The following is an 18536-nucleotide window of genomic DNA, read 5'->3' on the forward strand; positions in this document are numbered from 1 at the left end:
GAGTATTATCACGGTTTTCTTTATTCCTTTTTACTAAGTGAGGGTTTACTGTTACTACCTCAATTCCTTGTTTAAATAGCCATTTTGAAAGATTAATCCAGTAATGGCCTGTAGGTTCCATTCCCACGATGGCTGCATCCAATTTATTTAATCTTTGAAGCTTATCCATCCATTTTAATAAACTAGCAAATCCATCTTCATTATTTTCAAATGCAAGTGGATCTCCGACTACAATTCCACGGAAATTCACTGCTCTAGCCACATGTAATTGTTGGGCAATATCCACACCAACAACAAGGTGTTTATCGGAAATTCTTTCTATTAGTTGATTTTGTTTATCTTGCATTTTAAACTTCATATTAGGGTTCCTCCTAAAGTTTTGAGTTAGAGTGGTGTCTTACTCATATCTTACTGAGGAGCCCTATTTTTTTCAAAGCTGAAAAATAACGAACTACAGGAATGCTATCCTGCCCCGTTAGTTCAATAAGAAAAGGAGCTGCTGATCAGCTCCTGGTATTGAAGTAAAGCACCTGTTAGCTTAACAAGGGAGGTTTTTTATTAGAGTTATCATATGAAGGTTTGGAATATAAATTTCACAGCCATCCATAGTGTTTGAAGCTAAAAGTTCATTCGGGAAGTTCCAGCCATTTAGATGCAATATTAGTTAGCATAGGTTTTACATTAGATTCAGATGATTCATCTATATCAAGAAAAACTTTGTACATATTATTAATTTTCCAATACTTTTCTATTTCAGAAACAGACATGAAAACTTTATAATTAGCAGCAAATTTTTTAAAATCATCTAAGTGTTTGTTAGTTTCTTCTGAATTACCTGCCTCAAGAAATAATGTAAATTTCATAAGCAAAACTCCTTAAATATAGTAAAAGTTCGTCTTTTTAAAGTAAAATCCTTCTGCAACTAAACTGCCCCGTTAGTTGCATAAAGAAAGAGCTGCCTTAAAGACAGCTCCGACCTTCAGCTAAACTAGCTAATAGGATGTCAATATCTTTCTCTAAAATTTTCATTTCCCTTATGATATACTATTTTTGGCTATGCCAAATAACCCTCCAAAACCCTTTGGAAGGATTTTTCTCTGTTTCACAAAACCGTTAATTAGGATAAATCTAGGAACGTTTCTTTTCTCTTTAATAAAGCGTAAATCCAGTGAAGCAACTTATTAATACAGGCAACGATTGGCACTTTGGCAGGTTTTCCTTCTGATTTTTTCTTATCATAGAAGGCTTTAAGCTTTTTGTTCCTTGAACTTCTTATGCCGCAAAGTACGGCAAGATACAGAGAATGACGTAGTCTGCTCGAACCTCTTTTAGTAATATGATTAATGGTTGCCGTAAACTTACCCGAAGAGTGAACACTTGGATCTACTCCAGCGAAGGCAACCAGTTTTTTCGGATGATTAAACCGTTCGATTTCACCAATTTCAGAGATAATCGTAACTGCGATTTTTTCTCCTATAAAGGGAATCAATTGGATAATCTTATATTCTTCCATTTCATTTCCCAGGGCGGCTATATGATCTTCCAAATCAATTAGTTGCCCTACAAATTGCTGATTTAGCCCTGCCTCCAACATAAAACTCATCATAAAGATGGACTGAACTATAAAGGTGATTCCCACAATCCCATATATAAGTCATACTACAATAACCTATTGATTCTTCAAACAATCCTTCGATATGATCTATATGTATGGGCACAAGTTTTGCACGCTGTCCTGTTAATTCAGTTGATTCAATATCCAAAATTCCTCACCACTTTTCTTGTACCTATAAAAAAATATTAATTACCTTACAAGATCGGGTGCAATTGTTGAGTAAATAAATCCTAACTCCTCATTTATAACAATGAGAGATTGAGATTCTTAAATACAGGAATATTCTTTAGTTATAAATCTGGTTTTTCTGATGCTACCCTGTTAAGAAAATTGTTCGTAATGTATGATATTTTCACGAGATAAATATTTTTTTAGCTTTTGGTTGTTCATCTGGATCTGATTCAACAGCATCCTCTGCATGATAAATCGCACCATAGGCAGCACAGTTGTTTCCGGAAGGGGATAGCTAATCTAGCGTGCTTCTTTTTTTGGTGTTATGGTGTATCCCTCCTCCATTTAATTCATTAAAAATTATTCTCATGAATCAAACCATGATTTTAAATAGTTAATAAACTTTTTGGAAGCAGGAGAAATGATCTTAGCCCAACTAGAAATCATAAAGAAAATGGGAAAGGGTAAAGACCTAGGGATGGAAAAACAATTGCATGAAAGTAAAAAAACATTATATTTCAAATCTTTTATACAATGATTTTAATTGATATATGAAACGAAATTTGGGGCATCCATTAAATTGGATGCTTTTTTTATTGGGGGGAGATTATGAAATCAAGAGAGGTTAAAAAGAAGACTGTAAAGAAGAAAGTCGGTCTATCCTTTGATAACCGTTTTTTAATGAAGTATATTCTTTGTAATCTAGGCATACATTCTTACATGTTCACTAACAGTAAACGTTCCTTAATAGTCTTGTGAATAGTTTAGATTGAATAAATATCGGTGAATAGTCCCTTTTGTCGAATTTAGTAGTCAAATAGGAGGGAATGAAGCGTATGAAAATATCAGACGTAGGATTTAAAGGTCAAGTTTTTGGATTTATAAAGTTCACATCTTTTGTTGAAAGTTTCTTGTCTGGAGATTTATATATGAACAATTTCAAAAAGTATATTGATATGGAAAGTGCTTCGGGAGAAAAAGGTGTAGGAGACAAATTTGAAGCAGCACATGTTTTTACGGAATTAACAATGAATTTCTTTACTCAAGATACCCATGATTTAATAATGTCGGGGCGAACTAAAAAGATGAATTTTAGAAAAAATAAAAATGAAAAAAGACCATTATATTGTATGTTTGCAATTGTCGGCGATATGTTAAAAGTGGTAAAGGAGGATGAAAAGTATTACTATACCAAATTTGATTTACCTAAAGAACAAATCAATAAAATGATCAGGGAGTTCGGAGATAGATTAATTTTTGTTACCCCATCGCAATTTATTGACAGAATTACAAAAGCACTCAATGAAAAAGGTTATGCTTACAGAGGAGGGTTGGTAAAATATGATGATTATAACATCAATTCCTCAGCCAGGATGAGCTCTTATAAAAATCAAGGGACAGATATTTATTTCTGGAAAGATAAATACTTTGAAAATCAATATGAATATCGCATAGTTCTCACAGATCAGGAAGTTGACGAAGCTTTAATTGTGAACGTAGGTGATATTTCAGACATTAGTACTATATTTAATGCCAATGAATTTTTCAGTGATAAATTTGAAATAAGATTACGAAAGAAGGGAAATCTAAGCATCCATTAAATGGGGTGCTTTTATTTGCAGGTGGGAAAGAGATATTGAACTTTTTAAAGAATGAATTAGAAGAGTTAAAATAACCGCAATGTCTCGGGTTATTGCATCCACATCGTAAGGCAAAAAACATGAATGATAATAACTCATTTAAATTCACTAGTTTTGGTTTGTCTGTTTGGTTTATAAATACTCCCGATTCAGAAGATAATTTGGTCTTTACCGCAGGTTGGTTTTATAACATTGGAAAGATATAAAGATGGTGATATGTAGCAAATTCATGCTGGGCTTTGGACGATAGTAAGTGATAGTGATTATTCTAAAAAGAGGGAGACCAAGTCATCCAGATGACTTGGTCTCCCTTTTTTGATCTTTTTTTTATAAAAAAGAAGAGGCTAAGTAAACATACATGAATTTGATGTAGGTGTGGAATTATTTTTTATTAAATCTGGACTATTTTTCATATCTTCAATTTCAAAAACCTTTTCTAAATAAATTTCTGTAGTGGATAGCTGCTCATAGCCCAGACTTTTCATAATCTGCTAGACATCAACTCCATTTAAGTGAGAAATGATGGCAAAAGCATGCATAAATGTATGAGGTCCATAAGACCTAAATAAACCCTACATTTATTTAGTTTATATGATTGGATTTATTCATACATGATTTTATTTTATACATAAAAGTATAATTATTAGATTCCTTTTATTTTACATAGTAAGAACTCTAGTAACAAATACGATAGATTAAATAAATGATGAACTATAATAATTAAGAAGGGACGAATGGACCATGGCGAAACAACAATCGGTGTGATAGGTTTAGCCGTAATGGGTAAAAGTCTAGCGTTAAATATTGAAAGTCGAGGTTATTCTATTTCTGTTTACAATCGTCCGTCTGAACTGTAAAGGGGGTATGAACTAAAATGAGTAAGGAAAAGAAAATCAAGCTAAAGAAGCCAAAGAAGTGGTGGGTATGGGTTCTAGCCATTATCCTCATTGCTAATATAGCAAGTGGTTGGGACAAAGAGGAAGTTGCTAAAGAAGAGAAGGAGGGTGCCTCTAAGCAATCCATACTGCTGCAAGGATTCTCGCGAGTCTCGCAATACGTCAATTTTCTCTTTTTCCATACATCAATTGTGTTAAAAATATAGACATTATATCCTTTCCCATCTTTAGATTTAGAAGTATTTTCAATGGACAAAAATGCCTAAATCCTTCGTTTTTCTCAGCATCCGTTCAAAAGTGGGTCGGTTTGCACCTACGATTCAACAAATTTGATTTTGTAAGTTAATAACTTCTAATTCATGAACTGTCAGAAAAATCGATATCGTCTATGTTTAAATTTCAGAAAATAAGCATTTTTCAGATAGTTATTGTAATTTCCATTAAAACCCGTTAAGATACAACTATTAAAGCAACTTTATATCAGCGGATGATGATTGTGGGAGAGACTAAACGTTGTTTAGCACCGAAGGAGCAAACCCTAAAAAGCAGGGAACTAATCTCTCAGGTAAAAGGACTACAATTGGACGCGTCTCTGGAGAGAGCCACAGGCCACCGAAGGAGTTAAACTCTCAGGTAAAAGGACAGAGGAAGATAGGAAGACCCCCCTATCTTTCCTTTGTCCTTTTTTGTATTTGGAAAGATAAAAAAAAGGAAAAAGAGAGGAGTATGCATTGAAATTTGTTAAAAAAAGAGTCAATCTATTGAATTCAACGATTAATGCACTATGTTTTTTCGCAAGATTGGCAGATTAGAAAAAAATTAAAAAAGGGGACAGAATATGAATCTGTTATGAAAAAAATCTATATCTTGCACCTATTAAAGAAAGCGCTTACACGAGTGGGGTCATTCTCCCAGTACCTAATTATTTAACCCATTGAAGGATTGACCCTTTAGTCAGGAAAAAATCATAAATAGCCTATAAAACTAGAAAGTGGGAAATCGCATGCAGGAACAAAAGTTAGAGAGAGGCCTAAAAAACAGACATGTACAACTCATCGCTATTGGTGGGGCAATCGGAACGGGATTATTTCTTGGGGCAGGAAAATCTATTCATTTAGCAGGACCATCAATTTTATTTGCTTACATGATTACAGGCGTCATTTGCTTTTTAATCATGCGCGCACTTGGAGAATTACTCTTATCCAATTTGAACTATCATTCTTTTGTTGACTTTGTAAGAGAATATTTAGGTAATATGGCAGCATTTATAACTGGGTGGACCTACTGGTTTTGCTGGATTTCAATTGCAATGGCAGACTTAACAGCAGTTGGTCTTTATACCCAGTATTGGTTTCCCTCTGTACCACAGTGGATGCCAGGATTATTTGCGCTTGTCATTTTGCTATTTATGAATCTTGCAACCGTAAAACTTTTTGGCGAAATGGAATTCTGGTTCGCATTAATTAAAGTCATCGCTATTCTAGCACTAATTGTTATCGGTATTTTCATGATTATTAAAGGCTTTTCCACAGATTCAGGCGTAGCCAGTTTCACGAATCTATGGAGCCACGAAGGAATGTTCCCAAATGGAATAAATGGCTTTATCCTCTCATTCCAGATGGTAGTGTTTGCGTTTGTTGGTATTGAACTTGTAGGACTTACAGCTGGTGAGACAGAAAATCCAGAAAAAGTTATCCCAAAAGCAATCAATAATATTCCTATTCGGATAATAATTTTCTACATTGGCGCACTTATTGTCATTATGAGTGTTTATCCGTGGAACGCAATCATCCCATCGGAAAGCCCATTCGTCCAAGTATTCGTGGCTGTTGGTATCGCTGCGGCTGCTGGTATCGTCAATTTTGTCGTCCTAACATCGGCTGCTTCGGCATGTAATAGCGCAATCTTCAGTACAAGCCGGATGGTATACTCACTTGCCAAAGATAAAAATGCACCTGTGCCATTTGCAAAACTTAATGCCCGTAAAGTACCTGCCAATGCATTGGCCTTTTCAACTGTCGTCATTCTAATTTCCGTTGTATTGAACTATTTAATGCCAGAAGGAGTATTTACGTTAATTACAAGTATTTCTACAGTATGTTTCATTTTTATTTGGGGAGTTACTGTCATCAGTCATTTAAAATACCGCAAAACAAGGCCAGATCTAGCGAAAATGAACAAATTTAAATTACCACTTTATCCAATTTCTAATTATTTGATCCTTGCTTTCCTAGTGTTCGTACTTGTTGTGCTTGCCCTTTCGGAGGATACTCGTGTTGCCTTGTTCGTAACTCCTATTTGGTTTATTATGCTGATTGCGATTTATAAGATGCGGAAAACGGAGGTAGATCATTCGAATCAGAGGAAGGCAGCGGGAAATTAAGTGGCAATCTGCCCGCATTAATAAGCAACCATTAAGATATCTGAATGATCATATTTTGATGAGAAAAAGATTATTTTAGAATAGTTTTGTTAGCGCTTTCAAAAATGCTTGACATAATTAGCCACAACTACTATTCTAAATTTACCAAATTGAATAAGCGGATGACAGTTGTGGGAGAGTGCAATGCGACACAAGCCACCGAAGGAGCAAGTTCCAAAAAGACCCTTGGAACAAATCTCTCAGGTAGATGGAACCACAACTGGACGCACCTCTGGAGAGCGCGTATAAACATGTACGCCACCAAAGGGGAAAGGTTCTATTAAAAATGGAGCTAAACTCTCAGGTAAAAGGACAGAGAAGGGTAGAGAACGCTACGTTACCCTTTTCTGTCCTTTTTTGCGTGCAAAAAAGGTAGTAAAGCATACTGTTTTTAACAGTCTTCATAGAAAAGTAGCTGTAGCGGGAAAGAGGTTTTAGGTCTCGAATCATACTAAAACTCAGAATAAGTAAAAAATGTCTAGGAGGAAAATAAAAATGAGTTTAAAACAAAATGATTTAACTATTTTTGAAGCGATTGAGAAGGAAGGACAACGTCAACATCAAACCCTGGAATTAATTGCATCAGAAAACTTCGTTAGCCCAGATGTATTAGAGGCAATGGGAAGCGTGATGACAAATAAATATGCAGAAGGTTATCCAGGAAAGCGCTATTATGGTGGATGTGAATTTGTCGATGTGGCAGAACAAGCAGCTATTGAACGCTTAACAAAGCTTTTTGGTGCCAAATATGCAAATGTTCAGCCTCACTCAGGTGCACAAGCCAATTTCGCAGTTTTTTTCGCACTGCTTCAGCCTGGTGATAAAGTGATGGGAATGAACCTTTCACATGGTGGCCACTTAACACATGGAAGTCCAGTCAGCGTTTCAGGAAAATGGTTTGAAGTGGTGTCCTACGGAGTTAAAGAAGATACTCAATTAATTGATTATGATGAGTTGGAAGCTATGGCAAAGAAAGAAAAACCTAAATTGATTATTGCAGGGACAAGTGCTTATCCAAGAACGATTAATTTTGCACGATTTAAAGAAATTGCTGATCAAGTTGGTGCAAAACTTATGGTGGATATGGCTCATATAGCAGGGCTGGTAGCAACTGGTCTTCACCCATCTCCAATCCCATATGCAGATGTTGTGACAAGTACTACTCATAAAACATTGAGAGGACCGCGCGGGGGTATCGTTTTAACAAACGATGAAGAAATTATCAAAGCGATTAATAAATCAGTGTTCCCAGGAATTCAAGGCGGCCCACTCATGCACATCATTGCAGCAAAAGCGGTTGCTTTCAACGAGGCTTTACAACCAAGCTTTAAGGAATATACGAAACAAGTCATTGAAAATGCTGCAACACTTGGCGAAACATTAAAAAATGAAGGTGCAGCCCTTGTTTCTGGTGGAACAGATAATCATATTGTCCTTTTAGATTTGCGTCCGTGGAATTTAACAGGAAAAGAAGCAGAGAAATTATTAGAAGAAGCGGGCATTACCGTTAATAAAAATACGATTCCATATGATCCAGAAAAGCCATTTGTTACGAGCGGTATCCGAATGGGAACAGCAGCTTTAACGACTCGAGGCATGAAGAAAGAAGAAATGGTGAAAATTGGTGAAGTGATTGCAACTGTTCTAAAGAGTAAAGGAAATAAAGAGGTTCTTGAGAAAGCAAAAGAAATAACAAAAGGGATTTGTGATGTTTATCCGTTATTTCAACAGCCAATTACTGTGTAAGAAAAGGGGTAGCTCAATGGAATTATTCCTTTGCTGAAACCTGCATCGGCCATGGCAGCTGGGACAATCGTTGAGTTAAAAGGCGGATCGCCACAGCAAACCGTGAATTCGACAGCCATTGCGATGAAGTCACTTTTAGGATTGGTTTGTGATCCAGTCGCAGGACTTGTTGAAGTTCCTTGCATCAAGGGGAATTCGATTGGAGCCTCGATTGCATTTTCAGCGGCCGACATGTCTCTAGCTGGGATTGAAAGCCGCATACCTAGTGATGAGTTAATTGAAGCCATGTATAAGGTAGGAAATGATATGCCAAGGACCCTTCGAGAAACGTCAATTGGAGGCCTGGCGATGAAAGAAACCGGTAAACGGAGAAAGAACATTTATTTTACAAAAAATCATAATCGGGGGTAGATCATGGGTACTGAAACAGCATTAAAGCAAACACCGCTTTTTGAAGTATATAAAAAGTACGGGGCAAAAGTTATTGATTTTGGTGGCTGGGCTCTGCCAGTTCAATTTACCAGCATTTTAGAAGAGCATGAAGCTGTTCGAACAGAAGCAGGACTTTTTGATGTTTCTCATATGGGAGAAGTACTTGTGGAAGGGAAAGATGCCGAGAGTTATATTAACTACCTTGTTACAAACGATGTAACAAAGCTTAGCATCAATCAAGCACAGTATACCGCAATGTGCTATCCAGACGGCGGAACGGTCGATGATTTATTAGTTTATAAATTAGGGAATGAAAAATATTTACTTGTTATTAATGCCGCAAACATTGAGAAAGATTACGAATGGATGAAGCAGCATGTAAAAGGAGAGATGGCGCTCCAAAATATTTCGGAAGACATCGCCCAGCTTGCGATCCAAGGTCCAAAGGCAGAAAGCATTTTGCAAAAGTTAACGGAAATAGATTTATCAGAAATTGGCTCTTTTAAATTCGCCCAACATGTCAGCATCTCCGGGATTACCGACATACTTGTATCCCGTACAGGTTACACAGGAGAAAATGGATATGAACTTTATTTAGCAGCAGACAAAGCGGTAGTACTCTGGGAGAAGTTATTAGAAGCAGGAACCACGAATGGATTACAACCATGTGGACTTGGTGCACGGGACACGCTTCGGCTTGAAGCACGTCTTGCACTCTATGGCCAAGAACTAAGTAACAATATCAGCCCGCTTGAAGCAGGAATCGGCTTTGTCGTAAAGACGAACAAAGAAAGTGACTTTATCGGAAAATCTGCACTTACAGCACAAAAAAAAGCTGGATTAAAACGAAAATTAGTGGGGATTGAAGTAACAGGCCGGGGGATTCCGCGTCATGGTTACAAGGTAATTTCTAAAGGTGGAGAGGAAATAGGTATTGTTACATCCGGAACACAATCACCATCTTTGAAGAAAAGCTTAGGTCTTGCTTTGATATCAGCAGACCAAGCTGAAGTGGGGGCGCCGATAAAAGTGGAAATCCGTAATAAAATGATTGAAGCCGTTATTGTTAATGCACCATTCTACAAAAGATAAGTGGAAATAATATTTTAATAGAGTTATCGTGTAGTTTTCTTAGTTGATGTCCGTTACCTTGCATGCAGCCCGAAATCGACAACCTGCTATGAGTAAATTACCTAAAATATATTCAGAATTATGGGAATAGTAAAAAAACGAAAAGGGGAAAATACAATGACAAAAGTAATATCAAGTTTACGATATAGCAAAGAACATGAGTGGGTGCAACAATTAGAAGGAAATCGTGTACGTATTGGAATCTCTGATTATGCACAAAAGGCACTAGGTGATATCGTCTTTGTTGAAAATCCAGCGATTGATGATGAAGTAACTGTCAATGAATCGATGGGAACGATCGAGTCAGTTAAAGCAGTTTCCGAACTTTACTCACCTGTTTCAGGTACGGTAGTTACTGTAAACGAAGAGTTAGAAGGCGCTCCAGAGACGATTAACGAGCATCCATTTGAAGCAGGGTGGTTAGTCGAAGTAGAAATGTCCAATCCAGAAGAGTTAGATTCACTTCTAAACGAAGATGAATATCAAGCATTTACTAATGAAGGAGAGGAATAATATGACAGCCACTTATAGATACCTTCCTGATACGAAACAGGACCAAGAGGAAATGCTTAAATTTTTAAATATTTCTTCTATAGATGAGTTATTTGAAGATATTCCAGCTGAAATTAGCCTGCAGGATGAGCTAAACATTCCAGAGGCGGTTCCTGAACCGCTTCTTTTAAAAAAAATGAATCAGCTTGCTACAAAAAACAAAAATGCGAATCATTACCCAACTTTCCTAGGTGCGGGTACATATGATCACTATATTCCAAGTGTAGTAAATCATATGATTTCACGTTCCGAATTTTACACAGCTTATACACCCTACCAGCCGGAAATCAGTCAAGGTGAATTACAAGCGATTTTTGAATTTCAAACGATGGTTTGTGAGTTGACAGGAATGGAAGTGGCTAACTCTTCCATGTACGATGGTTTTACATCGCTTGCAGAAGCTGCATCACTTGCCGTTGCATCTACAAGACGTTCAAAAGTGCTTGTATCCAAAGCGGTACATCCTGAATCCCGTGCTATTTTACATACAGTAGCTGGAGGTCCGGGGTACACAGTTGAGGAAGTAATTCTTGCTGATGAGGTTACAGATTTAGGGAAGCTGCAAGAACAAATTGATAAGGATACTGCTGCCGTAATTGTTCAATATCCAAATTTCTTCGGTTCGATAGAGGATTTAAAAGCAATTAAGAAAATGGCGGAAGAAAAAGGTGCCCTTTTAATCGTAAGCGCCAATCCTCTTGCACTAGCACTCTTACAAGCTCCTGGGAAGCTTGGGGCAGATATTGTGATCGGTGATATGCAGCCGTTAGGAATCCCGATGTCCTTTGGCGGTCCACACTGCGGCTATTTTGCGGTAAGTAAGAAACTCATGCGCAAAATCCCAGGACGTATTGTAGGGCAAACAGCAGATGAAAAAGGACAACGTGGATTTGTGTTAACACTGCAAGCGCGTGAACAGCATATTCGCCGTGATAAAGCCTCATCCAATATTTGTTCCAATCAGGCATTAAATGCTCTTGCCTCCTCTATTTGTATGACATCACTTGGAAAGCAAGGGATTCGTCAAATGGCACAGCTAAACATTGAGAAAGCTGATTACATGGCGAAAACTTTAGAACAGAGGGGCTTTACCATAATCAATGAAGCACCATTCTTCAATGAGTTTGTTGTCGGGCTTCCTCGTCCGGTAAAGGAAGTCAATACAAAACTTCTTAAGGCGGGTATTATCGGTGGATTTGATTTAGAAAGTGATTACGGCTTTGGAAATCAAATGCTGCTAGCTGTGACTGAGCAGCGAACAAAAGAAGAAATTGACCAATTTGTTGATGCTTTGGAGGCGATTGTAAATGGTTGAATATAATGAGTTAATTTTTGAAATAAGTCGTCCAGGACGTGTAGGTTCAAGTATTCCGGATAGTGACGTTGACTATGTTGATATAAATGACAAATTTCCAAAGCATTTAATTCGTGACGAACCGGCGGAGCTCCCAGAAGTATCAGAGTTGCAGCTTGTCCGCCATTACACAGCGCTTTCTAATAAAAACCATGGGATAGATAATGGATTCTATCCACTGGGTTCTTGTACGATGAAGTACAATCCGAAAATAAATGAAGATGTGGCACGTTTGGAAGGCTTTAGCCGCATTCATCCATATCAGCCCGTTGAAACAGTACAGGGTGCATTAGAAGTTTTATATGAATTACAAGAAGAGCTAGCTGTCATTACAGGAATGGATGCTGTAACTTTACAGCCATCTGCTGGGGCTCAAGGGGAATGGACAGGTTTAATGATGGTTAAGGCGTATCATGCTCAAAAAGGTGAAACGAGAACGAAAGTACTTGTTCCAGACTCCGCGCATGGTACAAATCCTGCAAGTGCAAGTGTTGCTGGTTTTCAAACGATTACGATCCCATCCGATAAAAATGGATTAGTTGATCTTGAAGCATTAAAGAAACATGTGGGACCTGATACAGCTGCACTAATGTTGACAAATCCGAATACCCTTGGACTTTTTGAAAAAGAAATTGTGGAAATCGCTCAGGTTGTTCATGAAGCAGGGGGCCTATTATATTATGACGGAGCGAATGCTAATGCCATTTTAGGTAAAACAACACCAGGTCAAATGGGCTTTGACATCGTGCATTTAAATCTTCACAAAACATTTACGACGCCTCATGGAGGTGGTGGTCCAGGGGCAGGCCCTGTCGGTGTGAAAGAGAAACTTACTCCTTACTTGCCAGTGCCGCATATAGAAAAAGAAGGTGATAAATATGTGCTGAATGCTAAATATCCGCACTCTATCGGAAGGGTAAAAGGGTATTATGGAAACTTCGGAATTCTCTTGCGGGCGTATACTTATATTCGCACGATGGGTCCTGAAGGGCTGCGCCAAGTATCTGAAAGTGCCGTGCTTCATGCTAATTACCTTCGTAAAAGATTAGAGCCATATTTTGAGGCGCCATATTTACAAATTTGTAAGCATGAATTTGTCCTATCTGGATCTAGGCAGAAAAAGCTGGGTGTAAGAACACTTGATATGGCAAAGCGTCTGCTAGATTTCGGCTACCATCCGCCGACCATCTATTTCCCGTTAAATGTTGAGGAATGTTTGATGATTGAACCGACAGAAACAGAGTCGAAAGAAACACTCGATGCTTTTGCGGATGTAATGATTCAAATTGCCAAAGAAGTGGAAGAAAACCCAGGTGTTGTTTTAGACGCACCACATACTACGGTCATTGGGCGATTGGATGAGGTCCAAGCAGCTAGACAACCAATCTTGCGTTATTCCAAAGAGGATGTAGTAGAGGAAGAAACAGTAAAGTCATAAATGAATGATTGAACATGAACCACCAGGGATGAAAATAAAGAGAAGAATCTCAAATCTCATTATTTCATTCATGGTGGTTTCATATAAGCTCGTGTAAAAAGGATGACAAAAAGAACCAAAATGTCAGAGGAACGGAGAAACTCAATCGGTCTTTTTATAGGCAATTGAATAACCTCTTTAAGCTAAAATTACATATGCTCATAGGAGTGAGAAATAAAATGTCCATCAGTAATCTTCGTAAACCAGAATGGCTTAAAATTAAATTAAATACGAATGAACAATATACGGGCTTAAAGAAAATGATGCGTGAAAAAAAGCTTCATACAGTTTGTGAAGAAGCAAGATGTCCTAACATTCATGAATGCTGGGCGGTCCGAAAAACGGCGACTTTCATGATTTTAGGAAGTATATGTACACGAGCTTGCAGGTTCTGTGCAGTTCAAACAGGACTACCATCAGAGCTTGATTGGGAAGAGCCTGAACGTGTCGCAGAATCAGTAGAGCAAATGGGTTTAAAGCATGTTGTGATTACCGCTGTTGCTCGTGATGATTTAAAAGACGGCGGAGCAGAGGTATTTGCAGAAACTGTAAAGGCAGTGAGGCGGAAAAATCCATTTTGCAGTATTGAAGTTCTCCCCTCCGATCTGAATGGGGAATATGACAACTTAAAAACATTAATGGATGCAGGGCCAGACATTTTGAATCACAACATTGAAACAGTAAAACGTTTATCTCCAAAAGTTCGTGCACGTGCAACATACGAACGTTCACTAGAGTTTTTAAAACGGGCAAAGCAAATGAATTCCACTATCCCGACGAAATCAAGCATTATGATTGGCCTAGGAGAAATAAAAGAAGAAATTATGGAAACGATGGATGATCTTCGTGCTAATGATGTGGACATTATGACTATTGGTCAATACTTGCAGCCGACTAAACGACATTTGAAGGTCGAAAAGTATTGGAGTCCAGAAGAGTTTGAAGAACTTAAAAACATTGCCATGTTAAAAGGGTTTAGTCATTGTGAAGCCGGTCCGCTTGTTCGCTCCTCGTATCATGCAGATGAGCAAGTCCGTGCAACTAAGGCTAACGCGTAATCATTTTTCAATAATCCATTAAGAAAGGGGAGAACCAGTTGATAGTCAAAATAACAGAGGCAGCCATGAATAAACTGAAGGAAATGTCACGTAAGGATACGCAAATTCCTCGCATTGACGCTGATATTGCCGGCGGCTGCGGGTTGTCGGTGAAGTTCTCCCTCGTATTGGACGAGCCCCGCAGAAACGATACAATTATTGAATATGAGGGAGTTCACCTTAGATTAGATCTTTTTACAAAACGCTATTTAGATGAACAGACACAAATTGATTATTTAGAAGATCATGGCTTTATTGTTGGAGAAAGATTTGCATCCAGTGCATGTGCCATTGAAATAATTTAAAGAATCGTTACGGCTGACCTATTAATAGAATGGATCGTGTTTAATGAGTTGTTTTTCTTACACTATCCATATACCCATGTTTATAAAACCAAAAGGGGGAAGTATTTGATGAATCAAGATTATGACGTTGTTATCATCGGCGGCGGCACCGGTGGATATGTTGCGGCCATTCGTGCGTCTCAATTAGGATTAAAAACGGCAGTCGTTGAACAAGGTAAACTTGGTGGAACTTGCCTTCATGCAGGTTGTATTCCAAGTAAAGCATTATTAAGAAGTGCAGAGGTATATTCGAATGCAAAGAATGCAGATAAATACGGTGTTATTGTACCGGAAGTAGGACTGGACTTCTCAAAAGTACAGGCCAGGAAAGAAGAAATTACTGAACGCTTATTTAAAGGTGTACAACATTTAATGAAAAAAGGGAAAATTGATGTTCTTGAAGGTAAAGGAAGTATTTTACAGTCGAAGGATGTTTTAGTGAAATTGAATCATGAAGAAGGGGAAATGATATTAAACCCTCGAAATATTTTAATAGCAACAGGATCTCGTCCAAGGACATTACCCGGCCTAGAGGCAGATAGCGAATATGTGATGACATCGGATGAAGCGCTACAAATGAAAGAGCTCCCAAATTCCATCATTATTGTCGGCGGCGGTGTTATTGGAATAGAATGGGCTTCGATGCTTATTGACTTTGGATTAGAAGTGACTGTGATAGAGTATGCCGATCGCATTTTACCGACGGAAGATAAAGATATTTCAAAGGAAGTACAGCGACTAATGAAGAAAAAAGGTGTGAAAATTGTAACAGGGGCAAAGGTGCTTCCAGAATCGTTAGAAAAAGGTGAGGGTGTCTCTATTAAGGCGGAATATAAAGGAAAAGACACGACATTTTCAGCAGAAAAATTATTAGTATCTGTCGGAAGATTACCAAACATAGAAGGCATTCACCTTGAAAATACGAAAGTTGAAGTCGAACGTGTTATTCAAACAAATGAGTATTATCAAACGGATGAGCCAAACATTTATGCAATTGGAGATGTAATTGGAGGATTGCAGCTTGCCCATGTTGCTTCACATGAAGGAATCATCGCAATTGAACATATGGCAGGAGAAAACCCTGTGCCACTTGATCCATCGCTTGTTTCAAAATGCATATATAGTAGCCCGGAGATAGCTAGTGTTGGACTAACAGAAGAGGATGCGAAGGAGAAAGGGTATCAAGTGAAAACAGGGAAATTCTCCTTCCGTGCGATTGGAAAGGCACTTGTTTTTGGTGAATCAGACGGTTTTGTCAAACTTGTTGTTGAAGAAGAGTCTAGTAAGTTGTTAGGAGCGCATATGGTCGGACCTCATGTAACCGATATGATCTCAGAAGCGGGTCTTGCACGAGTATTAAATGCAACAGCTATGGATATTGCGCATACGATACACCCTCACCCTACATTAGCGGAAGCAATTGGGGAAGCTGCCCTAGCTGTATATGGTAAGGAAATACACGCCTAGCTAAAAAAAATGTAAAAGAATAGAGGCGAACAACCTTCCTTCATAGTGGGAAGGGAGAACATTCTTATAGGTGGGAGAAGCAAGGCATTAAGTATCAGGTAGTATATTTCCTCTACTTTAAGCACTATGAAAATTGAAGATATGAAGGTGTGAAAGGAAAAACGTCTGACAGTAATTTTTAAGGTTCTATCGCCCGCCTTCACCGTAGTTCATGTCGGCTAGAATTGAAATTGTAGTTACAGTATTGTTCGGACCCCGAAAGCGGTTGTGTTTAGCCATCATTCTGAATTCGAAAGCTTTTTACAACTTATACTTACAACTATAAAGGATGGTGAGAGACCACATTGTATAAAGAAGTGAATGTTAACCGTGCTAAATTATTAATATCTTGTCCAGAGAAGCCAGGTATTATCTCGGCTGTATCTAACCTTTTATTAAAAAGCAAAGCAAATGTTGTTCATTTTGACCAACATACCACGGATCCACAAGCAGGTATGTTTTTTATGAGGATCGAATTTGATTTAAATGACGTTGATGCTTCCTATGCAAAACTTGAGGAGGACTTACAAGTTCTGGCTCAGGCTTATGCGATGGAATGGAGCTTAAGTGGTAATAAGAAAAGAAAACGAATGGCCATCTTTGTATCCAAAATGGATCACTGTCTTATGGAGCTTATATGGCGTTGGAAATCAAATGAACTTCCAGTAGAAATCCCGATGGTGATCAGTAATCATCCTGATTTTAAAAAAATAGTAGAAAGTTATGACATTCCTTATTATCATATTCCTTTAACTCATGAAACAAAGCAACAAGCAGAACAGAAAGCGCTAGAACTACTGAAAGGGAAAGTAGACTTTATTGCCTTGGCTAGATATATGCAAATTCTTTCCCCTACATTTATATCGGAGTTTCCAAATCAAATTATTAACATTCATCATTCTTTCTTACCGGCGTTTGTCGGAGCAAATCCTTATGCGAGGGCCTATAATCGTGGTGTTAAGTTAATTGGAGCAACTGCTCATTATGTTACGAATGATCTTGATGAAGGACCCATTATTCAGCAAGATGTAAAGCGGGTTAATCATAGACATACAATAGAAGAATTAAAGGTTGCCGGAAGTCATGTGGAAAGACAAGTTCTTGCCCAAGCAGTTTCCTGGCATATTGAAGATAAAGTTATTATTCATGGTAATAAAACAATCGTGTTTGATTGAGTACAATATTAAGATACTTCAAAGATAGGGATAAACAAAAATTTTAAGGATAATTGAGTAACTTATTATATTTTATCAATATTTTCAAAGATTTTTCTACTAATTCTATTAAACAGACAAAATACTCAACCTTGGGAGTATTTTGTCAAATCTCAAACGTGACACCAGAACTAGTTATACTTATTCCTATATTAATACCCCAATGTCCAACTCTATAATAATTGAATCAATTTCATAAAAGTTTTTCTTTCATTAGGGCTACAGAATTTTAGTTAGACATTAAAAAACGGTTAACAGCTTGATTCATTTTGTGCATTTGTTGATTGAGGAGATCTACTGCTAATTTCGGAGCATTATAAATATAAACAAGCGTCGTAAGATTGAAATGAACTTTGGCTTTTTCGCCTATTCGATAGCGGACATTTTTAGTTGAAAGAATCCTTTAAAATAGACTTTGACGCGTTCAACGTCCGTACTCTGCTTGTAAAGTTTTTTCCATGCTTCTGACCCATAATACAACCGGGACGGCGACACCAATCTCAGGGTTGGCAGTTATGTACGGTTTCAATGATCTTGTAAAAGTGACGATCACTGCTGGGATATGCGCAGTTGTTGGAGCAACGGCAGGTTTCCTTCGGTCGATCGTGTTCAAGAATTTTAAAATTAGAACAGTATCACAAATACGGGTAAATGAAGTACAAAAAGCGGCATAATGAAAGACGGTTAACCGAATCTTTTGCCGGGAAAAGGGGCATTACACAATGAAGTACAGATCTGCATTCGATATAATCGGTCCCGTCATGATTGGACCTTCCAGTTCACATACAGCAGGAGCTGCCAGAATTGGCAGAGTAGCAAGGACACTATTCGGAAAGCAACCGAAGAAAGCCATTATTTCTTTATATGGTTCTTTTGCAAAAACATACAGGGGACACGGTACGGATGTTGCTGTCGTAGGCGGGATATTGGATTTCGATA

Annotated in this window: 16 protein-coding genes, 4 pseudogenes and 2 riboswitches; of the genes and pseudogenes, 16 read left to right on the forward strand and 4 right to left on the reverse strand. The window is 37.9% G+C overall.

All coding sequences use genetic code 11. The features are described 5' to 3' along the window. The 3 genes and pseudogenes from LQ203_RS26185 to LQ203_RS26195 form a co-directional block, all read right to left on the reverse strand. On the reverse strand, positions 1-358 hold a 358-nt coding region (locus LQ203_RS26185), incomplete at its 3' end, for an IS110 family transposase (RefSeq protein ID WP_230162732.1). A 268-nt stretch (positions 359-626) separates the two neighbouring features. Next, positions 627-863, reverse strand: coding sequence for a hypothetical protein (locus LQ203_RS26190; protein WP_230162734.1), 237 nt, complete (start codon positions 861-863; stop codon positions 627-629). 254 nt (positions 864-1117) lie between these two features. Further along, positions 1118-1516 (reverse strand): annotated as a pseudogene (locus tag LQ203_RS26195) (transposase); the annotation flags it as partial. A gap of 1106 nt (positions 1517-2622) precedes the next feature. Between LQ203_RS26195 and LQ203_RS26200 the strand changes: the two are divergent. The 14 genes and pseudogenes from LQ203_RS26200 (at position 2623) to purU (ending at position 17558) form a co-directional block, all read left to right on the forward strand. Then, positions 2623-3387 carry a hypothetical protein gene (locus LQ203_RS26200; RefSeq protein WP_230162736.1) on the forward strand — a complete coding sequence of 255 codons (765 nt, stop codon included), beginning with the start codon at positions 2623-2625 and terminating at the stop codon, positions 3385-3387. A gap of 773 nt (positions 3388-4160) precedes the next feature. Beyond that, positions 4161-4274 (forward strand): annotated as a pseudogene (locus LQ203_RS26205) (NAD(P)-binding domain-containing protein); the annotation flags it as partial. 26 nt (positions 4275-4300) lie between these two features. Then, positions 4301-4528: a hypothetical protein gene (locus tag LQ203_RS26210; RefSeq protein ID WP_230162738.1), complete on the forward strand. Its 228-nt coding sequence runs from the start codon at positions 4301-4303 to the stop codon at positions 4526-4528. Between the two features lie 281 nt (positions 4529-4809). After that, positions 4810-4909: riboswitch (glycine riboswitch) on the forward strand. Positions 4910-5325: 416 nt separating this feature from the next. Next, a complete protein-coding gene (locus LQ203_RS26215; protein ID WP_230162740.1) occupies positions 5326-6705 on the forward strand; it encodes an amino acid permease in 1380 nt (459 codons plus the stop codon). Between the two features lie 261 nt (positions 6706-6966). Beyond that, a riboswitch (glycine riboswitch) is annotated at positions 6967-7070 on the forward strand. 169 nt (positions 7071-7239) lie between these two features. After that, on the forward strand, positions 7240-8490 hold the full coding sequence (gene glyA, locus LQ203_RS26220) for a serine hydroxymethyltransferase (protein WP_230162742.1): 1251 nt from the start codon (positions 7240-7242) through the stop codon (positions 8488-8490). A 42-nt stretch (positions 8491-8532) separates the two neighbouring features. After that, positions 8533-8901: pseudogene (locus tag LQ203_RS26225) on the forward strand (L-serine ammonia-lyase, iron-sulfur-dependent, subunit alpha); the annotation flags it as partial. A gap of 3 nt (positions 8902-8904) precedes the next feature. Then, positions 8905-10014 carry a glycine cleavage system aminomethyltransferase GcvT gene (gene gcvT, locus LQ203_RS26230; RefSeq protein WP_230162744.1) on the forward strand — a complete coding sequence of 370 codons (1110 nt, stop codon included), beginning with the start codon at positions 8905-8907 and terminating at the stop codon, positions 10012-10014. A 156-nt stretch (positions 10015-10170) separates the two neighbouring features. Next, entirely contained in the window at positions 10171-10566 is a 396-nt protein-coding gene (gcvH, locus tag LQ203_RS26235) for a glycine cleavage system protein GcvH (RefSeq protein ID WP_230162746.1), read from the forward strand. 1 nt (position 10567) lies between these two features. Then, positions 10568-11920 carry an aminomethyl-transferring glycine dehydrogenase subunit GcvPA gene (gene gcvPA / locus LQ203_RS26240; RefSeq protein WP_230162748.1) on the forward strand — a complete coding sequence of 451 codons (1353 nt, stop codon included), beginning with the start codon at positions 10568-10570 and terminating at the stop codon, positions 11918-11920. Continuing rightward, positions 11913-13397: an aminomethyl-transferring glycine dehydrogenase subunit GcvPB gene (gene gcvPB / locus LQ203_RS26245; protein ID WP_230162750.1), complete on the forward strand. Its 1485-nt coding sequence runs from the start codon at positions 11913-11915 to the stop codon at positions 13395-13397. The genes gcvPA and gcvPB overlap by 8 nt, the downstream gene beginning before the upstream one ends. Before the next feature lie 218 nt (positions 13398-13615). Then, positions 13616-14494, forward strand: a complete 879-nt coding sequence (lipA, locus tag LQ203_RS26250; protein ID WP_230162752.1) for a lipoyl synthase — start codon at positions 13616-13618, stop codon at positions 14492-14494. A 38-nt stretch (positions 14495-14532) separates the two neighbouring features. Next, a complete protein-coding gene (locus LQ203_RS26255) occupies positions 14533-14838 on the forward strand; it encodes an iron-sulfur cluster biosynthesis family protein (RefSeq protein WP_230162753.1) in 306 nt (101 codons plus the stop codon). 108 nt (positions 14839-14946) lie between these two features. Then, positions 14947-16344, forward strand: a complete 1398-nt coding sequence (lpdA, locus tag LQ203_RS26260) for a dihydrolipoyl dehydrogenase (RefSeq protein WP_230162756.1) — start codon at positions 14947-14949, stop codon at positions 16342-16344. Between the two features lie 344 nt (positions 16345-16688). After that, complete coding sequence (purU, locus tag LQ203_RS26265) at positions 16689-17558, forward strand: formyltetrahydrofolate deformylase (protein WP_230162758.1); 870 nt, start codon at positions 16689-16691, stop codon at positions 17556-17558. 268 nt (positions 17559-17826) lie between these two features. Here the strand turns inward: purU and LQ203_RS26270 are convergent. Continuing rightward, positions 17827-18089: pseudogene (locus LQ203_RS26270) on the reverse strand (hypothetical protein); the annotation flags it as partial. Here LQ203_RS26270 and LQ203_RS26275 point away from each other — a divergent pair. After that, positions 18056-18271 carry a hypothetical protein gene (locus tag LQ203_RS26275; RefSeq protein WP_230162760.1) on the forward strand — a complete coding sequence of 72 codons (216 nt, stop codon included), beginning with the start codon at positions 18056-18058 and terminating at the stop codon, positions 18269-18271. The pseudogene LQ203_RS26270 and the gene LQ203_RS26275 sit on opposite strands and share 34 nt — an antisense overlap. A gap of 48 nt (positions 18272-18319) precedes the next feature. After that, positions 18320-18536, forward strand: a 217-nt coding sequence (locus LQ203_RS26280) for a serine dehydratase beta chain (protein WP_290370585.1), incomplete at its 3' end; no start/stop codon positions are given.

This window comes from Peribacillus sp. Bi96, from assembly GCF_918698115.1.
Taxonomy (GTDB): Bacteria; Bacillota; Bacilli; order Bacillales; family DSM-1321; genus Peribacillus.

Bases quoted from the DNA above. Each gene is read 5' to 3' on its own strand.
- glyA (WP_230162742.1), top strand. From the start codon at position 7,240: ATGAGTTTAAAACAAAATGATTTAACTATTTTTGAAGCGATTGAGAAG.
- LQ203_RS26210 (WP_230162738.1), top strand. From the start codon at position 4,301: ATGAGTAAGGAAAAGAAAATCAAGCTAAAGAAGCCAAAGAAGTGGTGG.
- lipA (WP_230162752.1), top strand. From the start codon at position 13,616: ATGTCCATCAGTAATCTTCGTAAACCAGAATGGCTTAAAATTAAATTA.
- LQ203_RS26190 (WP_230162734.1), bottom strand. From the start codon at position 863: ATGAAATTTACATTATTTCTTGAGGCAGGTAATTCAGAAGAAACTAAC.
- gcvT (WP_230162744.1), top strand. From the start codon at position 8,905: ATGGGTACTGAAACAGCATTAAAGCAAACACCGCTTTTTGAAGTATAT.
- gcvH (WP_230162746.1), top strand. From the start codon at position 10,171: ATGACAAAAGTAATATCAAGTTTACGATATAGCAAAGAACATGAGTGG.
- gcvPA (WP_230162748.1), top strand. From the start codon at position 10,568: ATGACAGCCACTTATAGATACCTTCCTGATACGAAACAGGACCAAGAG.
- LQ203_RS26275 (WP_230162760.1), top strand. From the start codon at position 18,056: ATGCTTCTGACCCATAATACAACCGGGACGGCGACACCAATCTCAGGG.
- LQ203_RS26215 (WP_230162740.1), top strand. From the start codon at position 5,326: ATGCAGGAACAAAAGTTAGAGAGAGGCCTAAAAAACAGACATGTACAA.
- LQ203_RS26200 (WP_230162736.1), top strand. From the start codon at position 2,623: ATGAAAATATCAGACGTAGGATTTAAAGGTCAAGTTTTTGGATTTATA.
- gcvPB (WP_230162750.1), top strand. From the start codon at position 11,913: ATGGTTGAATATAATGAGTTAATTTTTGAAATAAGTCGTCCAGGACGT.
- lpdA (WP_230162756.1), top strand. From the start codon at position 14,947: ATGAATCAAGATTATGACGTTGTTATCATCGGCGGCGGCACCGGTGGA.